General features: G+C 43.7%; 23 protein-coding genes and 2 pseudogenes. 21 read left to right on the top strand and 4 right to left on the bottom strand.

Annotation, left to right across the window (positions count from 1 at the left end; genetic code table 11):
* Nucleotides 1-223 precede the first annotated feature (223 nt).
* The 5 genes and pseudogenes from recQ to MHI14_RS23430 all read left to right on the top strand — a co-directional run.
* Nucleotides 224-2,104 carry a DNA helicase RecQ gene (gene recQ / locus MHI14_RS23450; protein ID WP_249911442.1) on the top strand — a complete coding sequence of 627 codons (1,881 nt, stop codon included), beginning with the start codon at nucleotides 224-226 and terminating at the stop codon, nucleotides 2,102-2,104.
* A 625-nt stretch (nucleotides 2,105-2,729) separates the two neighbouring features.
* Entirely contained in the window at nucleotides 2,730-4,772 is a 2,043-nt protein-coding gene (locus MHI14_RS23445; protein WP_341131345.1) for a B12-binding domain-containing radical SAM protein, read from the top strand.
* Nucleotides 4,773-5,219: 447 nt separating this feature from the next.
* Nucleotides 5,220-5,963, top strand: a complete 744-nt coding sequence (locus MHI14_RS23440) for a matrixin family metalloprotease (protein ID WP_341131344.1) — start codon at nucleotides 5,220-5,222, stop codon at nucleotides 5,961-5,963.
* 378 nt (nucleotides 5,964-6,341) lie between these two features.
* Nucleotides 6,342-6,698, top strand: coding sequence for a hypothetical protein (locus MHI14_RS23435; RefSeq protein ID WP_289391596.1), 357 nt, complete (start codon nucleotides 6,342-6,344; stop codon nucleotides 6,696-6,698).
* 191 nt (nucleotides 6,699-6,889) lie between these two features.
* Nucleotides 6,890-7,181: pseudogene (locus MHI14_RS23430) on the top strand (DUF4080 domain-containing protein); the annotation flags it as partial.
* Between the two features lie 342 nt (nucleotides 7,182-7,523).
* On the opposite strand, the pseudogene MHI14_RS23425 reads toward MHI14_RS23430, so the two are convergent.
* Nucleotides 7,524-7,668 (bottom strand): annotated as a pseudogene (locus MHI14_RS23425) (transposase); the annotation flags it as partial.
* Between the two features lie 57 nt (nucleotides 7,669-7,725).
* Between MHI14_RS23425 and MHI14_RS23420 the strand changes: the two are divergent.
* The 7 genes from MHI14_RS23420 to MHI14_RS23395 all read left to right on the top strand — a co-directional run bounded on the left by MHI14_RS23420 (nucleotide 7,726) and on the right by MHI14_RS23395 (nucleotide 14,085).
* A complete protein-coding gene (locus tag MHI14_RS23420) occupies nucleotides 7,726-8,850 on the top strand; it encodes a GntR family transcriptional regulator (protein WP_091033377.1) in 1,125 nt (374 codons plus the stop codon).
* Between the two features lie 410 nt (nucleotides 8,851-9,260).
* Nucleotides 9,261-10,562, top strand: a complete 1,302-nt coding sequence (locus tag MHI14_RS23415; protein WP_091033375.1) for an ABC transporter substrate-binding protein — start codon at nucleotides 9,261-9,263, stop codon at nucleotides 10,560-10,562.
* Between the two features lie 70 nt (nucleotides 10,563-10,632).
* A complete protein-coding gene (locus MHI14_RS23410; protein WP_091033373.1) occupies nucleotides 10,633-11,568 on the top strand; it encodes a carbohydrate ABC transporter permease in 936 nt (311 codons plus the stop codon).
* Nucleotides 11,569-11,585: 17 nt separating this feature from the next.
* Entirely contained in the window at nucleotides 11,586-12,422 is an 837-nt protein-coding gene (locus tag MHI14_RS23405; protein WP_341131343.1) for a carbohydrate ABC transporter permease, read from the top strand.
* Between the two features lie 620 nt (nucleotides 12,423-13,042).
* Nucleotides 13,043-13,234: a DUF3024 domain-containing protein gene (locus MHI14_RS31160; RefSeq protein ID WP_445670352.1), complete on the top strand. Its 192-nt coding sequence runs from the start codon at nucleotides 13,043-13,045 to the stop codon at nucleotides 13,232-13,234.
* Complete coding sequence (locus MHI14_RS23400) at nucleotides 13,180-13,299, top strand: DUF3024 domain-containing protein (protein WP_341131342.1); 120 nt, start codon at nucleotides 13,180-13,182, stop codon at nucleotides 13,297-13,299. Before MHI14_RS31160 ends, MHI14_RS23400 begins: the two co-directional genes overlap by 55 nt.
* A gap of 138 nt (nucleotides 13,300-13,437) precedes the next feature.
* On the top strand, nucleotides 13,438-14,085 hold the full coding sequence (locus tag MHI14_RS23395) for a DUF3885 domain-containing protein (RefSeq protein WP_341131341.1): 648 nt from the start codon (nucleotides 13,438-13,440) through the stop codon (nucleotides 14,083-14,085).
* A gap of 261 nt (nucleotides 14,086-14,346) precedes the next feature.
* On the opposite strand, the gene MHI14_RS23390 is transcribed toward MHI14_RS23395, so the two are convergent.
* Nucleotides 14,347-14,877, bottom strand: coding sequence for a hypothetical protein (locus MHI14_RS23390; protein ID WP_341131340.1), 531 nt, complete (start codon nucleotides 14,875-14,877; stop codon nucleotides 14,347-14,349).
* A 231-nt stretch (nucleotides 14,878-15,108) separates the two neighbouring features.
* On the opposite strand from MHI14_RS23390, the gene MHI14_RS23385 reads away from it, so the two are divergent.
* Nucleotides 15,109-15,588: a hypothetical protein gene (locus tag MHI14_RS23385; RefSeq protein WP_341131339.1), complete on the top strand. Its 480-nt coding sequence runs from the start codon at nucleotides 15,109-15,111 to the stop codon at nucleotides 15,586-15,588.
* A gap of 51 nt (nucleotides 15,589-15,639) precedes the next feature.
* On the opposite strand, the gene MHI14_RS23380 is transcribed toward MHI14_RS23385, so the two are convergent.
* Nucleotides 15,640-16,284 (bottom strand): hypothetical protein, encoded by a 645-nt coding sequence (locus MHI14_RS23380; protein WP_341131338.1) that lies wholly within the window; start codon nucleotides 16,282-16,284, stop codon nucleotides 15,640-15,642.
* Between the two features lie 214 nt (nucleotides 16,285-16,498).
* Between MHI14_RS23380 and MHI14_RS23375 the strand changes: the two genes are divergently transcribed.
* The 3 genes from MHI14_RS23375 (at nucleotide 16,499) to MHI14_RS23365 (ending at nucleotide 18,115) form a co-directional block, all read left to right on the top strand.
* A complete protein-coding gene (locus MHI14_RS23375) occupies nucleotides 16,499-17,047 on the top strand; it encodes a histidine phosphatase family protein (protein ID WP_341131337.1) in 549 nt (182 codons plus the stop codon).
* A gap of 89 nt (nucleotides 17,048-17,136) precedes the next feature.
* Nucleotides 17,137-17,379: a hypothetical protein gene (locus MHI14_RS23370; RefSeq protein WP_341131336.1), complete on the top strand. Its 243-nt coding sequence runs from the start codon at nucleotides 17,137-17,139 to the stop codon at nucleotides 17,377-17,379.
* A gap of 151 nt (nucleotides 17,380-17,530) precedes the next feature.
* On the top strand, nucleotides 17,531-18,115 hold the full coding sequence (locus tag MHI14_RS23365; RefSeq protein WP_341131335.1) for a chloramphenicol phosphotransferase CPT family protein: 585 nt from the start codon (nucleotides 17,531-17,533) through the stop codon (nucleotides 18,113-18,115).
* Between the two features lie 42 nt (nucleotides 18,116-18,157).
* Here the strand turns inward: MHI14_RS23365 and MHI14_RS23360 are convergent, their stop codons facing one another.
* Nucleotides 18,158-18,532: a hypothetical protein gene (locus MHI14_RS23360; protein WP_253506599.1), complete on the bottom strand. Its 375-nt coding sequence runs from the start codon at nucleotides 18,530-18,532 to the stop codon at nucleotides 18,158-18,160.
* Nucleotides 18,533-18,690: 158 nt separating this feature from the next.
* Between MHI14_RS23360 and MHI14_RS23355 the strand changes: the two genes are divergently transcribed.
* From MHI14_RS23355 to MHI14_RS23335, 5 genes are all read left to right on the top strand, one after another.
* Nucleotides 18,691-18,984 (top strand): hypothetical protein, encoded by a 294-nt coding sequence (locus tag MHI14_RS23355; protein ID WP_341131334.1) that lies wholly within the window; start codon nucleotides 18,691-18,693, stop codon nucleotides 18,982-18,984.
* Between the two features lie 137 nt (nucleotides 18,985-19,121).
* Entirely contained in the window at nucleotides 19,122-20,162 is a 1,041-nt protein-coding gene (locus MHI14_RS23350; RefSeq protein WP_341131333.1) for an ABC transporter substrate-binding protein, read from the top strand.
* 1 nt (nucleotide 20,163) lies between these two features.
* Nucleotides 20,164-20,940 carry an IucA/IucC family C-terminal-domain containing protein gene (locus MHI14_RS23345; protein WP_341131332.1) on the top strand — a complete coding sequence of 259 codons (777 nt, stop codon included), beginning with the start codon at nucleotides 20,164-20,166 and terminating at the stop codon, nucleotides 20,938-20,940.
* Nucleotides 20,941-20,985: 45 nt separating this feature from the next.
* On the top strand, nucleotides 20,986-22,707 hold the full coding sequence (locus MHI14_RS23340) for a helix-turn-helix domain-containing protein (RefSeq protein WP_341131331.1): 1,722 nt from the start codon (nucleotides 20,986-20,988) through the stop codon (nucleotides 22,705-22,707).
* Nucleotides 22,708-23,040: 333 nt separating this feature from the next.
* Nucleotides 23,041-23,646, top strand: a complete 606-nt coding sequence (locus tag MHI14_RS23335; protein WP_338592473.1) for an oxidoreductase — start codon at nucleotides 23,041-23,043, stop codon at nucleotides 23,644-23,646.
* The last annotated feature ends 169 nt before the right edge of the window (nucleotides 23,647-23,815 follow it).

The raw sequence follows: 23,815 nt of genomic DNA, 5'->3' as shown, positions 1-23,815 counted from the left end.
TGTTTTTATTTTAATGATGAAGGTTCAAACGTTTTACAGTAAAACGCGGTTGCTCATTCGGGGCTGGGCCGTTAAACTAAAGGGAGCGGCGTTTGCTTGACGGACAAGTCATGAGAACGCCATTTTGTTGTCAAGGATGCGGGATATGAGCCGCTTTCGGATGTCAGAATCGGATCGGACCAAGCTGGTGGAAAAACACCGGTGATAAGTAAGGAGTCTTTACATGAGTGTGCAAACACCTACATTAGAAGAAGCGCAGGGTCTCCTGCAAAAATATTATGGCTACCCCGACTTCCGTGAGGGACAGAAAAAGATCGTAGCCAGCTTGCTCGAACGTGAAGATACGTTGGGTATTATGCCAACCGGGGGCGGTAAGTCGATCTGTTATCAGATCCCCGCCCTGTTATATTCGGGACTGACACTTGTTGTCTCCCCGTTGATCTCATTGATGAAGGACCAGGTCGATGCGTTGACGACCGCCGGAATTGCTGCCGCGTATATTAATAGTACACTTAGCGGCAAAGAAGTGAATGATCGCATCCGCGCGGCGCAGCGCGGTGAGCTGAAGTTGCTCTATGTCGCGCCTGAGCGACTGGAGCTGGATTGGTTCCGCGAGGAGATGGGCTATTTGCCGATCTCATGCGTTGCTGTGGATGAGGCCCACTGTGTGTCACAGTGGGGGCATGATTTTCGGACAAGCTACCTGGCGGTAGCGCCGTTTGTGGACAGTTTGCCGGAGCGGCCGGTGGTTGCGGCCTTTACGGCAACAGCGACGCCCGAGGTCATGGGCGATATTCTGCGGCTGCTGCGTTTGCAGGACCCGCAGACGTATGTGACCGGACTTGGGCGGGATAATCTGGCGTTTAGCGTGCTGCGCGGCGAGAGCAAGAAGGACTTTGTCCTGAATTATGCGCGCGAGCATGCCAGTGAGCCAGGGATTGTATATGCCGCGACCCGTAAGGACGTGGACGATCTGCATCAGCGTTTGTTGCAGGCGGGATTGCCCGCAGGACGTTATCATGCCGGCATGACGGACGATGAACGGGCCCAGAGCCAGGAAGCATTTTTGTACGATGATATCCGAGTGATGGTGGCGACCAATGCGTTCGGGATGGGGATTGATAAATCGAACGTGCGTTACGTCATTCATAACAGCATGCCGAAAAATATGGAGGCATATGTGCAGGAAGCCGGACGTGCAGGCCGGGATGGAGAGCCAAGCCAGTGTATTCTGTTATTCGGGGCACAGGACATTATCACCCAGAAGTTCCTGATTGAGCAGAATCCGATGGAGGGCGACCGCAAACAGAACGATTACCGGAAGCTGCAACAGATGGTGGATTACTGTTACACAACGCGTTGTCTGCGCAGTGCGCAGCTCGATTATTTTGGTGAGGTGCATGACGATACGCCTTGCGGTATTTGCAGTTCCTGTACGGACGACCGCGAGCTGGTAGACATGACGATTGATGCACAGAAAATATTCAGCTGTATTCACCGCATGCGTGAACGGTATGGTGTATCGCTGGTCGCTTCGGTGCTCAAAGGCTCCCGTGCCAAAAAGGTGCTTGATTACGGCTTCAACTCTCTGCCAACCTACGGCGTGATGGGTAATCGGACAGAGCGCGAGATATCGGAGATCATCAACGTGATGGTATCCGAAGGATATCTGATGTTGTCCGAGGGACAGTATCCGGTTGTACGTTTGCAACCACTAGCGGTGGAAGTGCTCAAAGGCCAGCGTGAAGTGATGCAACGTGTCGTCCGCAAAACAGCGGCAACGGCTTCGGGTACGAACTATGGTGGACGCCGCGGACGCGATGCGATGCCATCTGCGGTTAATGAGACGGTATTTGAACAACTTCGTCTGATCCGGCGTGATCTGGCTGCCAAAGAGCATGTACCATCGTACATTATCTTCAATGACGCGACCCTGCGTGAGATGAGTGTGGTATGTCCACAGACAGAACGTGACATGCTGGATATCAAAGGGGTCGGCGAGGTCAAGTACCGCAAGTACGGACTACCGTTCCTGGAGTTTTTCCAGAAGCAATCGGGTGAAGAAGTGGATACGGATGATGATGCGTTTTACGAGTATGAGTAGGTATGAGCAGGTATAAGTAAGTATAAGTAAGTATGAGCGAGTTTGGCCAGTTGGGATGGAGTGAGAACTTTTTTTTGCATTCGCCATTTCAAGTCTTTGAAGTTCATGACACGTAAAGCTTAATTGATCAAAAAGTTGATGGATATGCTTCATGCAAGTCGATGGTTCGTCCATGATACGGGGGAAGCGTTCGGTAGAGGTTCGAGGCTAAAGCCTAAAGGCTCAAGGCAGTAAAATGTGGATATCGAATTGTGGATGGAATGTGAATGAGGTCTTTTACAGGTTGAAGTTGGTTGTCTTGTCTCTGTAGAGTGGACGAATGGTGGCGAAATGTCTTTCAAAGGGTGGACATTTGCGTTAGAAATGGCTGACCGCATCGTATACAACATGTAGGTTAGAGGTGCGTGTTTTATACTGTATGTTGTGGTTTGGGTTTGGCGGGGTGTATATGTCTTTTTGAAAAGAGTGTCCACTCTTTGAAAGACAAAAGTTCGATATGTCCATGAGACATGGAATGGCTAGTTCAAAAGAGGTTTAGATGAACAGCATCCGGGGCAGGATGGCTGTGCAGCTTTCTTTTTACCAAAAAAATATGGTCTGGGTGTCCAGGCAAAGGTTGTGAACCATGAAGGTTATTCTTTCTACATTAAATGCAAAGTACATCCATACCTCCTTGGCCTTGCGGTGTCTGAAGGCATACAGTGAGAAGGATTTTGATATTGACCTGGCGGAGTATACGATCAAGGACCCGGTGATGAACATTGTGTCTGATCTGTACCAGCGCGGCGCGGACGTGATTGGTTTCTCGTGTTACATCTGGAACATCGAAGAGACGATCAAGGTCATAGATAATCTCAAGAAGGTTATGCCGAACGTGAAAATTCTGCTGGGCGGGCCGGAAGTGTCTTACGACACGGAATATTGGATGAACCGGATTCCCAATGTGGATTTCATCGTGATGGGTGAAGGGGAAGAGACGCTGCATCAGCTGTTGACGGAGCTGGAAGGGAGTAAGAAGTTCCACTTTGTCTATGGACTGGCGTATCGCAAAGGGGAAGAAGTCATTCTCATGCCAGGACGGCCAAAGGCGGATCTGAATGATCTGCCGTCACCGCACCGATTTGAAGAGGATATTCCGGAGCTTGGGAAAAGGGTTGTTTATTTTGAGACCAGCCGTGGCTGTCCGTTTAGTTGTCAGTTCTGTCTGTCCAGTATTGAGGTCGGCGTGCGGTATTACGATATTGAGCGGACGAAGTCGGACATTCTGTACTTGATCGAGAAGGGTGCGAAGCTGATTAAGTTTGTGGACCGGACGTTTAACATTAAACGGGATTATGCGCTCGAAATGTTCAAATTCCTGATCGAGAATCATCAGGGGACAGTGTTTCAGTTTGAAATTACGGCGGATATTATGCGTCCTGAAGTACTGGACTATCTGGCAGAGAATGCGCCGCCGGGTACATTCCGGTTCGAGATCGGGGTTCAGTCTACGAATGATCCGACAAATGAACTGGTGAAACGCCGTCAGAACTTTACCAAGCTGAGCCGTACGGTCAACAAGGTCAAAGCTAGTGGCAAAATCGATCAGCATCTGGATCTCATCGCCGGACTGCCGGAGGAAGATTACAATACGTTCCGCAAAACGTTTAACGATGTATTTGCACTGGGGCCGGAAGAGCTTCAGCTCGGATTCCTCAAAATGCTGCGTGGTACGGGTCTGCGTCTGGATGCGGAGAAGTATAACTATACGTACATGGATCACGCTCCGTATGAGATTCTGGGCAGTGATGTCCTGCCGTTCAGTGACATCGTACGCCTGAAGCGGCTGGAGGATGTCCTGGAGAAATACTGGAACGCACACCGGATGGACCATACGCTGAAGTACCTGATGGAGCAGGAGTTCAACTCGCCGTTTGATTTCTTCCAGGCGTTTGGGGATTACTGGGAAGGTCAGGGGTGGCAGAAGATTGGTCACCAACTGGAGGATCTGTTCACTCGTCTGCACAGCTTCCTGGAGTCGCGGAACACGCCGCATATGGATATCGTGCTCGGCCTGATGAAGCTGGATTATTTCCTTGGGCACAAATACAAACCACGCAAAATCTGGTGGGAAGATCCGCTGCAGAAAGACCAGTGGGCGGGTTATATGAAAACGTTGGCTGAACGTCCAGAAGACGTTCGATTGCCACGTGTTGCCGGCGCCGCAGGCACGGCATGGCTCGAAAGCAGCGGCACGGGTCCGAGTGCCGCTGTGGGAAGTTCGGCTGCTGCCGAGGAAGACTCTGCCGCGAATGCGGCGGGTGTAATTGGCAGCGAAGCCGGGGGTGCAGCGTCGCTTGCTTCGGGCGACGCAACAGGGTCCGCCGCGGATGGAGCGGCGGACATGGTGGACGGCAACGCTTCGCGTGCGTTGCCGATGACCTCGGCCATGACCGCACAGACGGTCATGGGTGCCCGTGCTTTCGCCGACCTTGGTCTCGGCGAAAAGGAACTGCAGAAGCACACCGTATTGGATGTGCTTCCGTTCCGGCTTGAGCGTGTGCTAGCTGGCGCCAGCCCGCTTGCCGCGAAAGGTCGGACGCTGCTGGTCGTTGTGTACCAGCAGCATGAAGGGCAGCAGGCGCAGTATTACACGCTGCCGCTGGGAGAAGAAGCCGCTGCTATGTAGGTGCAGCGGCCTGAGATAAGCTGCATGGGCTAATTATTGCCATACAGCAAGAGGAAGCGCCACGACTATGAGGTCGTGGCGCTTTTTTTGCGTGCATCACGGCGTCGCACCCGTGATGCTGCTGCAATGATGAGCACCGCGGTTATTCAAACGCGGTGCAACCCAATGGAACTTAAAAAGGATGACCCCTGTAGAGTACGAGGGCACTGAAAAAGTCCCTAGTACAATTAAGCGAGCCCTACCTCGATAAATCGAGATAGGGCCCGCTGTTTTTATTTTATAATGATTGTGGGGATTTATAGCAGAAAAATACTTTTTTTACATAGAGCATTGACATTTCGATATGACTATCATTATATTTAATTTACTGGTAATAAAATCCATTTTTTAAGGAGTGTTTACATGTAACATGTTAAGAAAGCATTATTACTGTGCGGTCTAGCAGGAATGTTGTTTAGTAACTTACAAGTTTATGCGACTCCAGTAACTGGTTACTCTTGGGGAAGCAGAAATATAACTTATCAAAACAATGGGACCAATAATGTCTACACCAATATATGGACACATGCTAGAGATGAGTGGAATCTTTCTACTGATGTCTTTCTAAAAGCTGGGACCAATTCTAAGTTTACTGCAGGCAATAAATCTGACAGTGGTGTTACTTGGGACGGATTTGCACAGTGGACCACTAGTATTATAACCGGAAATTATTCCACCATGAAGACATGGGTTAATACATACTATACAGCTCAAAGTCATTACACTACAGATCATGTAAAGGGCATCGCAACTCATGAATTTGGTCATGCTCTTGGGTTGGATCACGCTCCATTTGGTAACCCTACCGTTATGACTCCCAATACATTTGAACGTAATTCTTCTGGAACTTTAATTGACGGACGTCCAAACAAGTCGCCAACTTCATGGGACATTAATACCATTAATGTTATCTATAACAATAACTTTGCTAGCGTGCAGAGTGATGAACCTGTGTTAGATGTTCCTGATAATGTTTTGGAAAAGGTTCAAACCACACAAAAAGACTTAAAAATAAATCATTATTCCTGGGCTATCGGCTATAGCACCCTTGAAGCTCGTGCACATGATGCCGATGTTATTGTGAGTGGAATGGTTAAAAACAAACTTAGTCCTCTCATCAAAAATGATGGTGAAACAGAGGAAGCATTTTAGCAATCGGAGGTAGCTATAGATAATGTCATCAAAGGAGAAGTTTCAGAGGGAGATCTAATTAATCTACGACAAATTGGCGGAGAGACGGATACGTCCATTATTTATCATGAGCATTCTACCGAACTCCAAGAAGGTACAGAAGTATTATTGTATCTAAAAAAGATTGATGATAATGTATCCATTCCTATTAACGAGGATGAAAGTATCTTTATTAAACAGGATGAAAAATCGTTTAAAGTGGCTGATAGCTCGTATAAAAATCTTTACGATAATCGTTTAGTTACTCTTGACGAAGTTTCAACTTCCGCTTTCGGTAAATAAAAGTTCAAGGTCAAGGCCCCGTTGAAATAGGGGCCTTCGTCTATCTATGGAGGAAATATGAAAAGAAAATTGCTATTTATACCTGTCATTTCATTGATTTTATTTTTGTTCGGGTGTTCATCGTCCTCTGGAAGTTTTGCTTCAGATAAAATGATAAAATTAAAGGAAGAAGTCTATATTACAAGCAATGACACCATTACAGAGGATGAACTAGATGAACAAATAGGTGAGATAGAAATATCCTCAACGAATGAGAGTGATCATGATGATGAGAACATTATAAGTTCCAACACATACAAAGTAGGTACAAAACTATTTAAAATTAAACACGAAAACAGTACAGATATGATTGCTGTAGAAGATTCTAAAACGAGATATCTCATCGCCTATAATAACAAGTATACAAAAAAATAGTATATTTGATGAACTTAAGGGCCCTATAGTCTGAGATAAATAGTAACACCTCCGAGAGAGTGCAATCCGATCGTAAGATACGGAGCCCAATTTTGGAGGTGTTTTTACGTGTTAGATGGTGAAGTAGGGAGAGTTTATCACAGGGGGACTATGGTTAATTTACGGATGATTTGTGCGGTTAGACTTGATCTATAGACCATACGCTGAAGTATCTGATGGAGCAGGAATTTAACTCGCCGTTTGACTTCTTCCAGGCGTTCGGGGATTACTGGGAGGGTCAGGGCTGGCAGAAGATCGGTCACCAGCTGGAGGATCTGTTCACCCGTCTGCACAGCTTCCTGAAGTCGCGCAGAACGCCGCATATGGATGTCGTGCTCGGCTTGATGAAGCTGGACTATTTCCTCGGCCACAAGTACAAACCACGCAAAATCTGGTGGGAAGATCCACTCCAGAAAGATCAGTGGGCGGGTTATATGAAGACCCTGGCTGAACGTCCGGAAGACGTTCGCCTGCCGCGCATTGCCGGTGCCTCAGGCACGGCATGGCTGGAAGCAGCGGTACGAGTGCGACTGCCGCTGCGGGAAGTTAGAAAAAGATGGAAACATATTAAATATATTTTGGATAGAGATTTGAAAGCTATTCAAAGAAGAGGGTACTGCGCCTAACAACATAATCAAGCTGCGGATCCTTACGGAGCCTTTAGAGGAGGGTATTTTATCAAAGATCAAATACATAAAATTTTGTTTGGAGATATTAGTAATGATGGAGAACATTGTGATTGCGTGTTTGTTCCTTCAAGTAACACAAGTAATAAATATAGAACTCTAAGATAAACGGGAATCGGCTGTCGACTAAGGGCCTGTTATTCCATGCCCCTACCATGGGGTCTAATTGTAAGCAGAGGTCTGACACAGTAGACTTGGAAAACTCCATGCGACAGAAGTTCGTCGGTAATCTCAGTAACTTTGCGAATTACTTCTTGTGTAATATACTTAGTATATTAATATTATGATGTCAGGGTGGTTTTGTGGAATTGCATTTATACGAGCAGATATATATCTATATTGTACAAGAGATTAAAGAAGGTCGTTTAAAAGAAGGAGACCGAGTCTCTTCTGAAAAAGAGTTGGCTGAACAATTTGGCGTCAGTCGTATTACATCTAAAAAGGCTCTGGAGAAATTGGCGGATTCTGGGGTTATCAAACGAATACAAGGAAAAGGTTCATATGTGGCCGATGGTATAATTGGAGGACAAGAACCGAAGCATTATTCAGAGGTAAGAACGACCTTGGTTCCTGAGGATGATAAGCGGTTGATCGGGTTTATTATACCGAATTTTTCTGACGAGTTTGGCCTACAACTTCTTAGATCGATGGAAAAGCGGAGTGCTGAGCATAATTATCAACTCATTATCAAGCGAACTTGCGGGGATCGGGATGAGGAAAAACGCGCGATCGACTTATTTATTGGTTTGGGCATCAAAGGATTAATCGTGACTCCCATTCATGGTCAACACTATAATTCGGAGCTGCTTCGACTTGTATTGGATCGGTTTCCAATTGTTTTGGTCGATAGATACCTAAAAGGAATTCCGGTTTGTTCGGTGTACACAGACAATCAGAAAGCAGCCATGGATCTTACACGTCATCTGATCAGCAAAGGTCATAAAAAAATTGCCTTTTTATCTCCGCCGGAAGAGAACACTTCAACATTGGAGGAAAGGCTGCTCGGGTATACGTTTGCCTTCACCCAAGAAGGAATGAACTTGAACAAAGATTATGTATTGACGAACTTGAAGGGTACCCTTCCCATAAACATAAACGGAACAGCGATTGAACGTGATAAAGAAACAGTAGAGCATTTTTTGAAACAACACCCTGATGTAAAGGCGTTTGTCGCGTCGGAATTTCTAATAGCTACCATGCTGGCTCAGGTCATCAACTCGATGGGGAAATCTTTGGAGGAATTCGAGATTGTTTGTTTCGACTCCCTGAACGATTACCTGGGTCAACCCATCTTCACTCATATTAAGCAGGATGAGAAGCAGATGGGTGAATTGGCAGTGGATATGCTCATCTCTCAGTTGCATGGAACAGCAGTTCCCGAGCTAAACATTATTGATCATCGTATGGTCGTTAAAAATAACAGGTAGGGTTAATACAAGCACAGCTCAACAAAAGCTAGGATATTGTTCAATGTGTCGAGAAGTCTCCAGGGGCTTTTCGGCCTTTTTTTGATATCAGAAAGTATAAACTTCGAAGCATGGACCTTCCTGATCTCGCTAGAAAAACGTCTTCTAAACGCGGTCTGTCTTCTGTGAAGTAGCCATACATCAATGTCGTAATATTGCAATTGACACGCTGCATGACGTCATATTAACATACTTAGTATAACTAGTGGATTCCTTATAACAAATTCACTTTGTTCATCATTTTCTGTTTTGCATAGTTCATGTCACCAATGTTGTTAGCGCTTACATAAAATGTGGATTTATCAGAAAATGAAGTGGATCTTATAGGAATCCAAGTTAAACGAATGAATTTAACTTAAGGGGGACTTTGAATGAGGAGATCCAAAAAATTCGCATTTCCAATTCTTGTTTACTTTCTGGTTATGTTACTACTTGTAACCGCTTGCTCAACGAAGGGAGGCTCAAACGATCAGGCCGGAGAGGGGATTACAACGGTTACGATGTGGCATGGTCTTACCTCAATTGATTTAGATAATATGAATAAAGTTGTGAAGGCATTTGAGGAGAAAAACCCTACCATCAAAATGAAATTGGTTTATACAGAATCCAACGAGGGATCCGATCAGAAGCTGCTGACTGCAGTCGCAGGCGGCAATCCTCCTGACGTTGCACTTTTCGATCGGTTTAAGGTCGGTACTTGGGCTGCGCAAGGTTCTCTGACTGACTTATCCTCGATGGCAGCAGAATCCGGAATTCGTAAGGAAATGTATTATCCATTTGCATGGGAGGAGTCCAGTTATCAAGGAAAGCTTTATGCAATGCCGATGGATACGGACTCTCGCCTGCTATTTTACAATAAGGATCATTTCAAAGAAGTAGGGCTGGATCCCAACAAACCACCACAAACGATCGCCGAGCTTGAAGCGGCCGCCGATAAGTTAACCATCAAGGAAGGTAAACGTTTCAAACGGATTGGGTTCATCCCATGGTATTCGCAAGGCTGGCTGTATACTTGGGGATGGGCATTTGGAGGAGAATTCCAGGACGCTGCCACCGGCAAAATTACCGCAAATGATCCTAAAGTCGTTGAAGCATTACAATGGATGACCGACTTTGGCAAAAAATACAATGTCGAGGATATTGCCGGATTCACAAGCGCAGCTGGCTCGGAGGAAATGGATCCGTTCATTTCCGGTCAAGTCAGCATGAAGATAAGTGGAAACTTCACGGTGAAGGGTATCGAAAAATTTAAGCCGGATTTAAACTACGGTGTTGCACCAATACCGACCCCAACAGGTACTAATTTTACGACATGGTCGGGAGGCGGGTCCGCTATTATCCCTAAAGGCGCCAAGAACGTCGCTTCTGCTTGGGAATTCCTCGAATTCTTAGGGAAAGAAGAGGGGCAAACGTTATTAAACGCTGACTCTCAAATTTCCGTTATCGATTCGGTTAACGACCAATACGGTTACAAGGACGATCCGATTATGAAGGAATTTATTAATATTTTGCCCAATTCACATAACCGCCCGGTTATTCCTGAAGGACAACTGCTGTGGAATGAGTTAGCTTCCGCTACGGAAAAGGCTACCCGCGGTAACGGTACTCCGAAAGAGAACCTGGATAGAGTAACAGAGACTGTTAATAAGGCTTTGGAAAAATACGACAAATAGGGTGCTCGGTAGGCAGGGAGCGAACTCTCTCCTTGCCTATTCATGAATGACAATTGGAAGGAGAATGTACATGGCGAAACTGGCCGATCCAGTTCAAGTAAAAGCAATTCCATCGGCAAGGAAACGAGCACTTCACAGAACTAACGTGATTGGGTGGCTGTTTGCTTCACCTTGGGCTATAGGGCTGCTATGCTTTTATGCAATTCCCATGCTAATGTCCATCTACTTCAGCTTCACTACTTACAGCATTCTGCAGCCTGGTGAATTTGTCGGAATGAATAATTATAGAGATCTTTTCCATGATCCTCTGTTTTGGAAATCCATATACAACACGCTTTATTTTACCGTATTTTTTGTTCCCTTAAGTATATTTATTGGTGTGGCACTCGCTATGATGTTGAATATGAAGGTCAAGGGTATGGCTGTATTCAGAACGATCTTTTTCTTACCTACTCTCGTGCCACAAGTGGCTCTGGCTGTTCTGTGGATGTGGCTGTTACATCCAAACTTCGGATTGGTGAACGGGATGTTAGCGAATATCGGTATCGAAGGGCCTCCTTGGCTTGGTGGTGAGTCATGGTCCAAGCCCTCTCTCATTCTGATGTCGCTTTGGGGTATTGGGCAAGCTGTCGTTATCTACCTTGCTGGATTAGGAGACATCCCTGAGGAGTACTATGAAGCGGCGCAAATCGATGGAGCTAACTGGTTTCAGAAAACGAGAAAGGTAACCCTGCCTTTGCTCACTCCCGTTATTTTCTACAACCTTGTCATGGGAATGATTGGTGCATTCCAACAGTTTACTCTTCCCTATACGTTGACCAAAGGGCAAGGAACTCCTGCAAATTCCATGACTTTTTACGTCATGTATTTATATGAGAACGGATTCAGGTATTTCAAAATGGGTTATGCCTCCGCAATGGCCTGGATCTTATTTATTATCGTTATGGCATTAACCGGAATTATTTTTATTACGTCTAAACGCTGGGTTCATTATCAAGGGAAATAAGGAGGAGGAAGTAAGGGATGAATCCTACCGCTATCAAAAGAATCAATCGTGCGTTAGCCTATGTATGTCTAATTGTTGCTTCTGCATTTTTCATGATTCCGTTCATTTGGCTGCTTTCGACTTCTCTTAAACCACTCACACAAGTCTTTACATTCCCACCAGAGTGGATTCCGCATCCAATTCTGTGGAGTAATTATTCCCGTGCTGTTGAGTATATCCCTTTCTGGACATATCTGAAAAACACGGCGATTATAACTATCGTTAGTACGCTTGGTGTGATCATATCCTGTCCCTTGGTTGCATATAGTTTTGCCAAGTTAGAGTACCGTGGGAGAGGTATACTTTTCTTTGTTACCCTTGCTGTTATGATGATCCCCGGACAGGTGACGATGATTCCTCTATTCCTGTTGTTTACTAAATTAGGTTGGGTAGGAACACCTCTTCCACTGATTGTACCCCAATTTTTTGGAGTGCCCATTTACATTTTTCTATTGCGGCAGTTTTTCATGGGACTGCCTGATGCCCTGCGCGAAGCGGCCCGCTTAGACGGCGCTAGTGAGTTCCGTATATATTTACAGATCATGTTTCCACTAGCCAAATCCGCCGTTTTAGCCGTGGCATTGTTTCAATTTATGGGGAGCTGGACTGATTTCATGGGCCCCTTGCTCTATTTAACCAATGAACCATCTTACACGGTTTCGCTCGGATTGCAGCAATTTCAGAGTCAAAAGGGATCCGAATGGGGTCTATTAATGGCCGTATCCACCTTGATGACATTACCTATTATCGTTTTGTTCTTTTTTCTTCAAAAGACGTTTATTAGCGGCATTACATTTAGCGGTATAAAAGGTTGAACATCATTTATATGAATTAAGCTCCAGCGATGCGGAACCCCAGGGATGTTAGGACGGACCATTCCGCGACATGGATCGGCTGTTATGGACCCACAGGCATCAATGGCATTATCGATCAGATCGCTCAGGCTCTGTTGGCTTGAGAGGCAGCTTTTAGATGAGGAGAAACATCCAGCTCGTGGCCTGTCCCCTAAGTCGTAAATGATTAGCATAGCCCCATTATTAAAATTGTAAAATCGAAAGAAACTGTTATGCTGCGCCAATGGGACGCAGTAGCGTAACAAAAGCTGCATGGCCGATTGGCTTATGCAGGAAGAAGCGCCACGACGATGAAGTCGCGGCGCTTTTTTGCGTGCATCACGGCGCAGCTATCGTGATGCACCAAGTGTTGCCATCATGAAAGTGTGCTCGTGATGGCAGCATGAGCACCGCACTAATGCACGCGGTGCAACCCCATGAGGTACTGCCCCATTGGGCGCAGCACCTCATCCTGACGCGGCTTGCCATTGCATAAGCCGCGCTCCGTTTCACCTTTTACAACACTAAAAGCATCATTTAAATCGGAGAGAACAACATGATATAATCAAGACCATTACACCGGAAATGCTGTACCCGAGCATGTGAAAAGTCAGATAAAGATTAGTTATAAAATCAGAGGAAAACATGTGACGTTGATTGAAGAAAGACAAGCCTTTCAAAGCGATCAATGGGTACAATTGCCGGTAGCACAATTCAGATTGGATGAAAGGTATGGAAAGTGTATTGGCAGGACAGTAAGGGCAGATGGCATTTCATTGATGATATTGAACTGAATGAAGATTTTGAAACACAGCTAAAGATCGTGGACGAAGGTCATAACGGAATGTTCTGGGGTTAATTTTTCGAAAAAAAGAGTTGGAGAGTTGAGTAAGCCAATTAACATTAAAAGATCTGAATGTCAAACGGGAGTCCATTGAAGAGACGGACTCATTTTTTAGCAGGCATTCATCTTTAAAGAGAATTTGGAGGCCACAGAATGGACCTGAAGACATACCTGGCAGAGCATTTTCCAAACCTGACATTAGAAAAACCGCCTCTTTTTTATAATTGGGATGTTGCAATACGATTCGAACTTGGCAATCCTCTGATGTTTGGGATAAATACGGAGCATTACATGGAACAAGTTTATCATCGATCACTTGAATTATTTAAGGCTCTTCATGATCAAGAAGATGAAGTCCTATTAATAACTCAAGCTTATTTTGCTGATAAGCCCAAACGTGAAGTGAAGAAATTGAACCTGTACAGAAAATATATCAAGAAGAAAGGGCCGATTAGAGCCTTGAGCCTTGAGATATTTCCAGGTTTGGATTTTGAACCGGATGACATCCTGGACCCAAGGAACAACATGTATAGGTACTGGACTAAATGTAGAGTTGAGGACTTGAAATATAATCAGTTAATCAAAGCTATATGTAATCATGATGTTGGAGTTCAGCCAAAGATTTATCATAGGGTGTATTTCATTAATATAAGGAAGAAAACGATATTTCATATCTATGATGATAGAGGTTGCGATGTTATTTCAGCAGCAAGGGAAGAGCTAATGGATGTCTATACAGAATATAACGATTGGATTCTAGATTATGATCGAGACAAAATTAACAATATATTTATAGGCTAATACAGGAAAACCTGAAATTTAATTAATCACAATCCCTAATAATTGTGGAAGTATCAATAAAATATTCTAGGTAGCTCCGAGAAGTTAAATACAAGTTATACTGTAATATTCATGAATTAGGCGATTCCTACTTAGTTTGGCTTGAGAAAAGCAAAGAAGCCGGGGACTTAACCACCCGGCTTCTGGCAGATAATTTTTTTCGAAAAGTTGCAATAAGAAGATTCTCTCCACACCAAAGGGTGTTGTATATTGTTAAGCTTATCACTGTTTTATTTTATCTAACGGTACGTTAATGCTTGCTGACTCAATTGGAGTAATGATCGTTCCGTCTTGTTCAATCAGGGAAATCGTTATTTCTATAGAGTCTTGATTATCCAAATCTATCGAGAGTGATCTACGTTGAAACTCATCAAACAGGCCTTCTTTTTTAACAACGGTATCTTCTTCAAACAATTCACCATTTTTATCATGAATCGTAACTTGGAAAATTCGATCTGGAATTTTTTTTGATTTATCCGGTTGATAGTCTCTTTTACTGTACCATAACCCAAATTGTAGTTTTTTTGAATTTGGTAGGTAGTAGAGTTCTGTAAGATGTATATTTGGATTCTTTAAATCTTGATTCTGTTCTGTAAGCTGAATTGGTTGTTCATCGTTATTATATGGAGTATCCCATTGTAATGGCAATGTCGAACCCGTTCTGAGAGCAATTAGTTCCCTGTCAGCATACCAATAAATCCCTATTAGAATTATAATGACTGAAAAAAGTGAAATAATTAGTTTTCTTTTCACATAACATTCCTACCATCTTTAGTTAATAACCTAACTGTCCTACTCCGTGTATCCAAGATTTAAATTGATTTAAAACTCCATTGTAGTTATTAATTTCCTTACTAGCAACTAGAGTGTTGGACATATCTAAAACAGAAATTTTCTGATGTTGATCGCGCAGGGATAATGTATTATTTGAAACACAGGTTTGGAAAGAACTTCAAGAGTGTTCAGATGTAAGGAGTAAGGATTATGGATAAAAAAGAAAAGAAGTTTATCATTGCTATGATTGTACTTGCTGTAGTTGTATTAGGAGCTATATGGTACCTAAAAGTAGGCTATCTATTAAAGAAACCAGAAATGCCCGAAGCAAATGTTGCAATTCAGACCCAAATGGTCGATGGTGGTGCGATTAGTTTACGAAATGCTGATTACACCGAAAATCAAATCAAGGTTGGATATGAAGTGAAAGGGTTCAGTTTGGAGGAATATACTATTGCTTGTGAGCTTTATCATGACGGACATTTGATTTCAACTTCTGGCTCAACAGGTGGCGGTTTGATAGAACTGGACGAAAATCATTATTACTTCATTGGTTATGAGAATATAACTCAAATGAATCTACCTGAATCTATACATCTAAACGTGGAGATTAAAGTGATACCCAATGACTTTAGACAAAAATCGATAACTTCATCATTTGACGTAAGTCTTGATAAAGAAGTGCAATAGATTGAATGGGGCAGTTATGTCTGCAAAGTTCACGGTTGTTTGATGAAAACCTTAATTCAAATGGTACTTCTCCATAACGGAGTCACGGAAAGTTTCGTATTCTGATAACGCTTGTGCAGTGGAGGATTGAGGTAAACTATATTGAGTTATCCCTTCAAGGCTGAATTTGCCTAAGTTATCATTGATTAATCCATAATCACCAAAGGAGTTTTTCATCAAGAAAAGCACACTTTTATCACCCTTCTGAAGTTCTACATAGTCATCAACTGTATATTTGACATCTCCTTCGAGGCTAACAGGTTCAATGATTGTCAATTCGTTCTGATCCGAAGGGAAATCTTCGGGTTTCTTCAATATCTTTTCAATCTTGATGTTTGTATTGGTGTGAAAGGATTGCATGGTTCCATCATCAAATGCAGTAATAACATGCTCTCGATCTCTGAAATCTGCTGTGGCATAACCAATGACGATCAGTTCAGCGAACGCATCCAGCTTATCAATTTCATGAAATGTTAAAGAGTTGGCTGAAAGGTTGACGACTTTATGAATGGGCACGTCCGGTTTCGATTGACCATTTACGTAAGCGATTGCAGCAGCAGAGATAGCCAATACAAATAAAGAGATTAATACAACCTTCCTTTTGAAAGAAGACATGATCTCATCCTCTCCGTTAGATTTAACTTCTTTTAAAAGCATCTTGCTTCATTTCTACTATACACATATCTGAAAATTATTGTAAATTAAAATGTCTAGCAAATTATCAATCCTGAATTAATTCAGTATCTAAAATATGATGGCACCATGTAATTGATTTTTGGAACGGAAAGATAAAATATGTTGAAGGACCTAAAGCCTGGCCACAAATTTTGATAGAAGAACTCAAGGAGGGTCCTATGAAGACCATCGTTTTATGGTAAGGCATGCGGAGTCACCGTATACGGAAGGAACGGAAAGAACGAGGGGGCTTACTCTGGAGGGCAAGATGAATGCAGAACGAATAACGGAAATATTAACGTTTGAAGGAATACATTCCATCGTCTCAAGTCCTTATGCCAGGGCTATTCTGACCTTAGAGGGTGTGGCAGCAGCGTTAGAATTAGATATTCAGATCATGGAGGATCTGCGGGAAAGACATTTTTCAGATGATATGATTGCGGATGAAGAGTTCGAGCCTGCTTCGAAGAAGATGTTTGATGACCCGGATTATGCATTGCCAGGAGGCGAATCGAACACGGTTTGCCAGAATAGAGCAGTGGGCGTGTTGAAACAGATTTTAGAAGAATACAAGGGTAAAAAAGTGGCGATCGGCACACACGGACATGTAATGACGTTGATGATGAACTACTTTGATTCGGATTACGGATTGGATTTTATGAATCAAACCAAGAAACCGGACATTTATCGATTACAATTTGACGAGATGGAATTAGAGAACGTGACAAGGCTATGGAGTGAATAGGGTGAAAGTGAATAGGCGTGAACGCTTGTTCATAATTTGGGTTACAGGTAAAATATAGATATGATTAAATATGGAATGGGTTGATTCCATTGACATTACAAAACTTGTTTCATGAAAAACCAACGAAACTATGGAACGAGAGAATGGTTAAACACGGAGATGAGATTTTTACAGAAGAGAGATTACTCATGTCTGATCAAGCCCTGGATACATATTTGCACCAATTAATAGCATTACAAGAAACGCAAGATTCTGAGCGCATGATGAAGGCTGTAGAAGAAGTTGTGCTTAGGTTTAATGAAATGAATGAGGGCCAATGGTTACTTTATTGAAACGATGGAACGTGAAGAATTGGCTGATTTTATAGACAAGGCGGCTAGGCTAGCTGGGTTAGACATCCAGGATGAAGATATTACGGAAGAATGGAGAGAGTGGTAATTCGGCAGAACAGTGTTTTCCAATTTAATGATAAGGGTGATCAATATGGAACGAGGACTCATTATATTTTTGAACGGAACGTCAAGTTCGGGGAAGACGAGCATTGCGATGGAAATGAAAAATCAGGGAGATATTCCGTTTCATCATCTATCTGTAGATCAATTTCTGCATAATTATGATCAGTTTATCGACAATACATATCCAGATATGAAACCAACAAGAGAAGTGGAACACCATGTGATGACCGATATCCTGTTTGACCCCATCAATTCGTTGTACTGTGCAACCATTAAGCTGTTTTCGGAAATGGGTTTGAATGTCATCGTGGATACGGTTATCAGCAATGACAAGTGGTTTAACGATTTTTATAATTTACTATCGGATTATCCGATATTGTTTGTAGGTGTGCATTGCTCGAAAGAAGAACTCACCAGAAGAGAGCAGAGCAGGGGAGATCGTGAGATTGGACTTGCCCATTCCCAGTTCGACTACATCTACTCCTATGATGAATATGATCTGGAAGTAAATACGGAAGAGCTTAGCTCAGCTGCATGTGCGGAAAAGATATTAAGTTATATGAAGTCCGATCAGGAATACTCGGCATTTAAGAAGTTAAGCAGAAGAGACTGAAGCTGATTGCGTTAGATCATATGATATCCATTCCAATGAAAGTTAGGGATTTGGCCAAATCTTTTTCTTAGAGTTGCTGCCAGGACCTAATAAGTAGATTTCATCAACATTCCTATAAGTATTAGAAAATGAAATTGTGAAGTCTTTACTACCACCGATAGGAAGTTTACTGCCTTTAATCTGAATGAAAAGTGAATTGTTATGATGTGAGAGGTAGTAGCCGTGATATCTGCTAATACTGTCTGCAAATCCACCTTTTACCGTAATAAGCTCAGGAGAAACTTCAGTTCTCGTAACCATTGTCTCGTCAGGATCGACAACCTTGTTCAACATGTACAATCCAATGATAATAGGAACAACGACAATAATAACTGCGCTAACAATAAAGCTATACTTCATGTTTGGTCGCATACTCATGTTTCACCTCATAATTAGATGATATGAATCGATGTCTCAATACTCATTGGGCATCGATTTATTGTATTTAATCAGAACAGAATTCTACGTCTAGAAATATTTGGATCATTTAAATAATATACTAATTTATTTTTTGTAGAGATAGGGGGGAGTAATCGATGGAAATTAACGCTATGAATCCAGAAGATCATATTCAACACATGTTACAGGTAATCATTAAACAAACACAATCCATCATCAACGATAGTCGTAAACAATCTTTTGGATTACTGGAATATTTCCTGGGACATATTTTGGAGTATCGGGATGAACAGCAATACCTGACAGATGATTGGCATATCCGAACACCGCGCTGGTTAGGGGAGTATGGGAATACGCCGGAGGAAGAGGAGCTTCTTTCGGACATCTACCGACTGCAAGGGTATATCGCTGAGAAATTAAAGGGCGGATAAAAGGCTTGCCATGTCGCATTAGTCCGGCTGAAATGTCGCAAAAGTACATGGTAACACGATACGGAGATCGTATATACTCTCTTTATGTTTCGATAATGAAAATCATTATCACTAGTATACATAAGGGGGATTTACAAATGAAACAAGGAACAAAGGGGCAAACGGCTGGTAACAAAGCCTACACTGCTCACAAATCACGATTACTCATGGGCTTGATGCTGGCCCTTATTCTTGTTTTGACGGCTTGCGGTGCCGCAACAGGTACAGATAGTGGTAAGCAATCTGCGGCAACGCCAGCGGAGACACCTGCGAATGCGGAAACGCAGACGGACGGAGCTTTTCCTGTAACGATCAAGGGTATGAAGGGTGACATCACTCTAAACGAAAAACCACAGAAAATTGCAGTGCTTGATGTTAAATTTCTGGATCAAATGTTAGCCGTTGGCGAGAAGCCGGCAGGTAGTGTTATCGCTGGAGGCAACACCGATTTTCCAGAATACTTAGGCGATCAACCGAGTGATGTACAGGTTCTGGGTACACGGGACGAGCCTAACCTGGAAGCGATTGTTGCACTCGACCCGGATCTGATCATCATGACCGACTTCCAGGAGAAACAGTATGAAAGTGTAAGCAAAATTGCACCTACCTTGGTACTCGATTTCTACGAAGACTGGCGTGATACGTTAGCCACGGTTGCTAAAATTACAGACAAGCAGGACGAGGCAGAGAAAGTGCGCACAGCCTATGAGGAAAAAGTTGCTGGTCTGAAGGCACAGCTGACAGAGAAAATGGGAGATGAGACAGTCGCTCTGATTCGTCCGCGTAAAGAAGGTATCCGTGTCCATGGCATCGAGCACCGCACAGGGGGCATTTTGTATAATGATTTGGGCTTAAACATGCCTGAACTCGTAAAAGAGATCAAGGATGATACCTCTGTTGAAATTTCCATGGAGAAAGTCCCTGATATTAAGGCAGATCGTTATTTTGTGCTGTCGGATGAGCTGTTCGCAGCAGAGGCAGAGGCTATGTTGACTAATCCCGTGTGGAAGTCCCTTGATGCTGTGAAAAATAACCACACGTATGACGTAAACTCAACACTGTGGATTGCATACTACGGACCTCTTGCGATTAATCTGATTGTAGATCAGGCATCGGAAGCCCTGCTCGGATCGAACTAATATGAATCCATATCTCTCGACAGACTTATGGAAAGAGACGGTAGAGGATCATTCGATTTTGCTTGGTGAGCCGCCTGAACATAGTGTCCGTACCATTGCTTTGAGTGAGTTGCATGACGAAGAGGCGTGTCGAGAGTATATCCGCTGGTTTCAGAACTATATCGATGCGCCTGACATGAAAGTCGCAGCCTCCATGTTAGCCAAGCGGCTTGGCTTTCTATGGACGACTCCGCTCGTGACCGCGATGACGTTTCATCATCAGCATGTAACCTTTCAGCTGGAGAACAGCTTTCTCTATCATCCGGCGCTCTCAGATCATGAGGGCGGCACACGATTTCCTTTTCTAGCGGTGAATGGGCTTCAGGCTGAAGGACTAACTGGAGACAGGGGAGCATGGCGCGAAAAGGTGCTCGAGGAGATGTTTGCGGTACAGCTTACACCGCTGTTAAAGACACTTGCTGCGATTGCGTCTCTTTCGATGAGTATTCTCTGGGAGAACATTATGGTACGTATCGGCCGACTATTCGCTCCTGATGAAGCCGAGACAGAGCAGGAAAGTAAGATCATTCGAGAGGACTTTTCCTATCTGACGCAGGTGGCATCCGGGGAAGTGTTTGGTGAGCGGAAGAATCCGTTAACCCGCTTCACCGATTGTAAGGACAATGTGCATGTTGCCAAAAGCGAGCGAATTACCTGCTGTTTCTATTACCAGATGTCAGGCGAATATTGTCTCAAATGTCCGAAAATTGACAATGAGAAAGAATCTCAATTACAATGACAACAGCAAGAATTTTACCTTTGCTATTGTCAGGAGATGAGAGAAATGCCGCTGCAAGAACAGACAAGTCTATGGAGTGATACAACGATCAAGATGCTTGACGGGTATAGCGGTACTTTGCAGACAGGCAGCGTTTTACACGAAACGGATTTAACTTCAAATGTGCTGCTGCTGGCCTACGGAGGTGAAGGGGAGCTTGCAATGGATGGCGAGGGTAGCCACATTGGAGCTTCTTTTGCCTGTCATGTGGTGAAGGGAGCATCCTTTACGCTGACGGCCAGATCAGACGAACTTTATTATATCGTGATCATGTACGAGGCTTCTTCCATGGAAGGAGCCTCCCATGCCATGCCCTCGTATCGCAAACATCCGCTGCAAAATTCGTTTATTCAGAACCCTGTGACTCAGGCAGAATGGATCCAGAATGCGGAAAAAATCGTTGCCAAATGGCGTCGTGGCGAAGGACTGGAACGGTTTCATGCCCATGCTTTGCTCCAGGGGATGATCTATGAACTGATCATGGAGTATGAACGTGGTCAAGGCGGAGCAGAGTCCGACATGGTGGATGTAGTCGTGTCATATATATCATCGCATTATCGCCAGAATCTGGAGCTTAAAGAGTTGGCGGCCCTTGCCGGTTGCAGCGTAAGGCAGTTACAGCGACGATTCAAACAAGAGAAGCAGCTTGGACCGATGGAGTACGTCATCCAGCTACGGATGGAAAATGCATCGCGGATGCTGCATCATACGGATGCGTCCATTGGAGAAATTGCTGACAAGATGGGCTATCGCGATATGTATTATTTCAGTAGGGCATTTAAGAAATATTATGGCGTCCCTCCGCTGCGTTATCGACTTGATGCTGCTAAGGAAACAGATGCAAATTATGCTCAATCCTTGCTGCGGAATCGCATGGCTTCTTCGTACGAGTCGGACCAAGGCCCTGTGATATGCCATATGCGAGGTGAATATCCTGTCACCCGTTCTCCGCAACGTATCGCTGTACTTGATGTTCAATATGCGGATCATTTGCTTGCACTTGGATTGTCTCCAGCAGGAAGTGTGGGATTGGGAAGTGGAACGTTCCATTTCCCGCAATATATCAGGGCAGGACTTCAGGGTACCGAGATACTCGGAACGTATGAGTACCCTGATCTGCTTGCTGTCGAACGACTGTCCCCGGATCTGATTATTTGCACCGAGGTGCATGATCAGTACTATGAACGGCTCAGCCGGGTCGCTCCAGTTCTCATGTTTAAGCGCAATGAGAGCTGGCAGACCATTCTTAGCCTGTTCGGTGAATTAACTGGTAAGCGAGCAGAGTCAAAGCGAATACTTGCGGATTATCACCGACGAACCACATTGTTATCAGAGGAACTTGCTCCAGTACTGGCAGGTAAGAGCGTGGCACTGATTCGTCCACTAGATTCTCTCGTTCGCGTACATTCTGCCTCGCATCGTACAGGCGCTGTGCTGTACCGTGATCTGGGTCTGCCAGTTCCGTTATTTGTGGCAGATACCACCGACACGGCCTATCATATCTCCGTTGACAGACTACCGGCTGTGCAGGCGAGCCACTACTTTTTGCTTAGCAATGAGATCATGCAGGAGGGTATATCCGCGACCGAGCAACGTGTCTGGGGGATGCTTGATACGGATGAGAGACAGCAAATACACTCCGTAGATGCGGCGACATGGATCGGTTGTTATGGACCAACAGGCATCAATGGCATTGTGGATCAGATTGAACAGGCGTTGTTGGCTTGATAGGTAGTTGTTGGCTCTAGCCTGCTTGCAGCGAAAGTTGGTACGCGCTACCTTTTTAAAAGTTGATATTTTCCAAAAGCACTGGAAGGTCGTCGGATTCCCCATGGGATGAAGAGGGGCCTTTTTGTTTTATTATTACTATAATAAAGGGCTCACTGCATATTCGCACTCTGTACAACCCTGCATATATTCAGCGTATTTAAAGCCCGTAGGAGCGTATGGATACGGGTTTGAGAAAACTAATAAATCTCCCTTATTCGCCAATTTCCTTTCGCAATTGTAACAATATGGGTTATCATATACGTAGTTCAGGCACTAGTAGGAGGTGATTCAATGAGAAAAAATATTGCAATAATCATACTAATGGTTGGATTGATAATAAGCATGTACTTCAACTATCAATTCAAAGCGTACAAAGACAATCAAGAAGTTGATTACACCATAAAAATGAATCATGGAACTGAAATTGGTATAAAAGAATCCATCTACAATTTAGATAATGTGATAAAAAGCTTAGAGGACGGCTCTTCCAAGGAAACAGTCATACATGCCTTAGGAAATGTGGCGGTATCTTTGAAAGTTGGTGAAGAATCATTCGTCTTTCTGAATTCCGACTTCAAGGAAGATCAATTATCATCAACCAATTTAATCTACAATGTGTTTAGAGATATGTATACGTATATAAGTGTAGAAATCACAGACGACATTTTATCGAATAAGATATCGCTAGAAAAAGAATCGAGAAATCAACTGATTAAGGATATAGGAGTGCTTAAACAAGATTTGGAGTATATCGATAGTCAATTTAACGAGGATATTCTGAAAGAACAAAGTCCTAAGTGGATTGAAAATAAATGGAAAGAGTTAATAGGAGAGATTGTAAATCGAAATACGGATTATAAGTTATATGAAAGAATGAAAACGAAATACAATCTATAAGTGTTTTGTGGAAGGTAATTGACATCTAAATAACAACATATCTACGCTACGTTGCCTCCACTTCTTTGTCTGCCGAGGGTATTCGAAGAAGTGGAGGCAGCAGGTAACCCTGCACTACCTTATTGAATTGCGACAAGTCGCTGCATCTTTAAAGTAGTGAGGGTTTGTA

It is taken from the genome of Paenibacillus sp. FSL K6-2393, from assembly GCF_038002545.1.
Taxonomy (GTDB): Bacteria; Bacillota; Bacilli; order Paenibacillales; family Paenibacillaceae; genus Paenibacillus.
This window is presented reverse-complemented; position numbering and strand designations above follow the sequence as displayed.

Excerpts from the sequence above, each read along its gene's own strand:
- recQ (WP_249911442.1), top strand. The coding sequence starts at position 224 with ATGAGTGTGCAAACACCTACATTAGAAGAAGCGCAGGGTCTCCTGCAA.
- MHI14_RS23445 (WP_341131345.1), top strand. The coding sequence starts at position 2,730 with ATGAAGGTTATTCTTTCTACATTAAATGCAAAGTACATCCATACCTCC.
- MHI14_RS23440 (WP_341131344.1), top strand. The coding sequence starts at position 5,220 with ATGTTGTTTAGTAACTTACAAGTTTATGCGACTCCAGTAACTGGTTAC.
- MHI14_RS23435 (WP_289391596.1), top strand. The coding sequence starts at position 6,342 with ATGAAAAGAAAATTGCTATTTATACCTGTCATTTCATTGATTTTATTT.
- MHI14_RS23415 (WP_091033375.1), top strand. The coding sequence starts at position 9,261 with ATGAGGAGATCCAAAAAATTCGCATTTCCAATTCTTGTTTACTTTCTG.
- MHI14_RS23410 (WP_091033373.1), top strand. The coding sequence starts at position 10,633 with ATGGCGAAACTGGCCGATCCAGTTCAAGTAAAAGCAATTCCATCGGCA.
- MHI14_RS23405 (WP_341131343.1), top strand. The coding sequence starts at position 11,586 with ATGAATCCTACCGCTATCAAAAGAATCAATCGTGCGTTAGCCTATGTA.
- MHI14_RS23395 (WP_341131341.1), top strand. The coding sequence starts at position 13,438 with ATGGACCTGAAGACATACCTGGCAGAGCATTTTCCAAACCTGACATTA.
- MHI14_RS23385 (WP_341131339.1), top strand. The coding sequence starts at position 15,109 with ATGGATAAAAAAGAAAAGAAGTTTATCATTGCTATGATTGTACTTGCT.
- MHI14_RS23380 (WP_341131338.1), bottom strand. The coding sequence starts at position 16,284 with ATGCTTTTAAAAGAAGTTAAATCTAACGGAGAGGATGAGATCATGTCT.
- MHI14_RS23375 (WP_341131337.1), top strand. The coding sequence starts at position 16,499 with ATGGTAAGGCATGCGGAGTCACCGTATACGGAAGGAACGGAAAGAACG.
- MHI14_RS23365 (WP_341131335.1), top strand. The coding sequence starts at position 17,531 with ATGGAACGAGGACTCATTATATTTTTGAACGGAACGTCAAGTTCGGGG.
- MHI14_RS23360 (WP_253506599.1), bottom strand. The coding sequence starts at position 18,532 with ATGAGTATGCGACCAAACATGAAGTATAGCTTTATTGTTAGCGCAGTT.
- MHI14_RS23355 (WP_341131334.1), top strand. The coding sequence starts at position 18,691 with ATGGAAATTAACGCTATGAATCCAGAAGATCATATTCAACACATGTTA.
- MHI14_RS23350 (WP_341131333.1), top strand. The coding sequence starts at position 19,122 with ATGAAACAAGGAACAAAGGGGCAAACGGCTGGTAACAAAGCCTACACT.
- MHI14_RS23345 (WP_341131332.1), top strand. The coding sequence starts at position 20,164 with ATGAATCCATATCTCTCGACAGACTTATGGAAAGAGACGGTAGAGGAT.
- MHI14_RS23340 (WP_341131331.1), top strand. The coding sequence starts at position 20,986 with ATGCCGCTGCAAGAACAGACAAGTCTATGGAGTGATACAACGATCAAG.
- MHI14_RS23335 (WP_338592473.1), top strand. The coding sequence starts at position 23,041 with ATGAGAAAAAATATTGCAATAATCATACTAATGGTTGGATTGATAATA.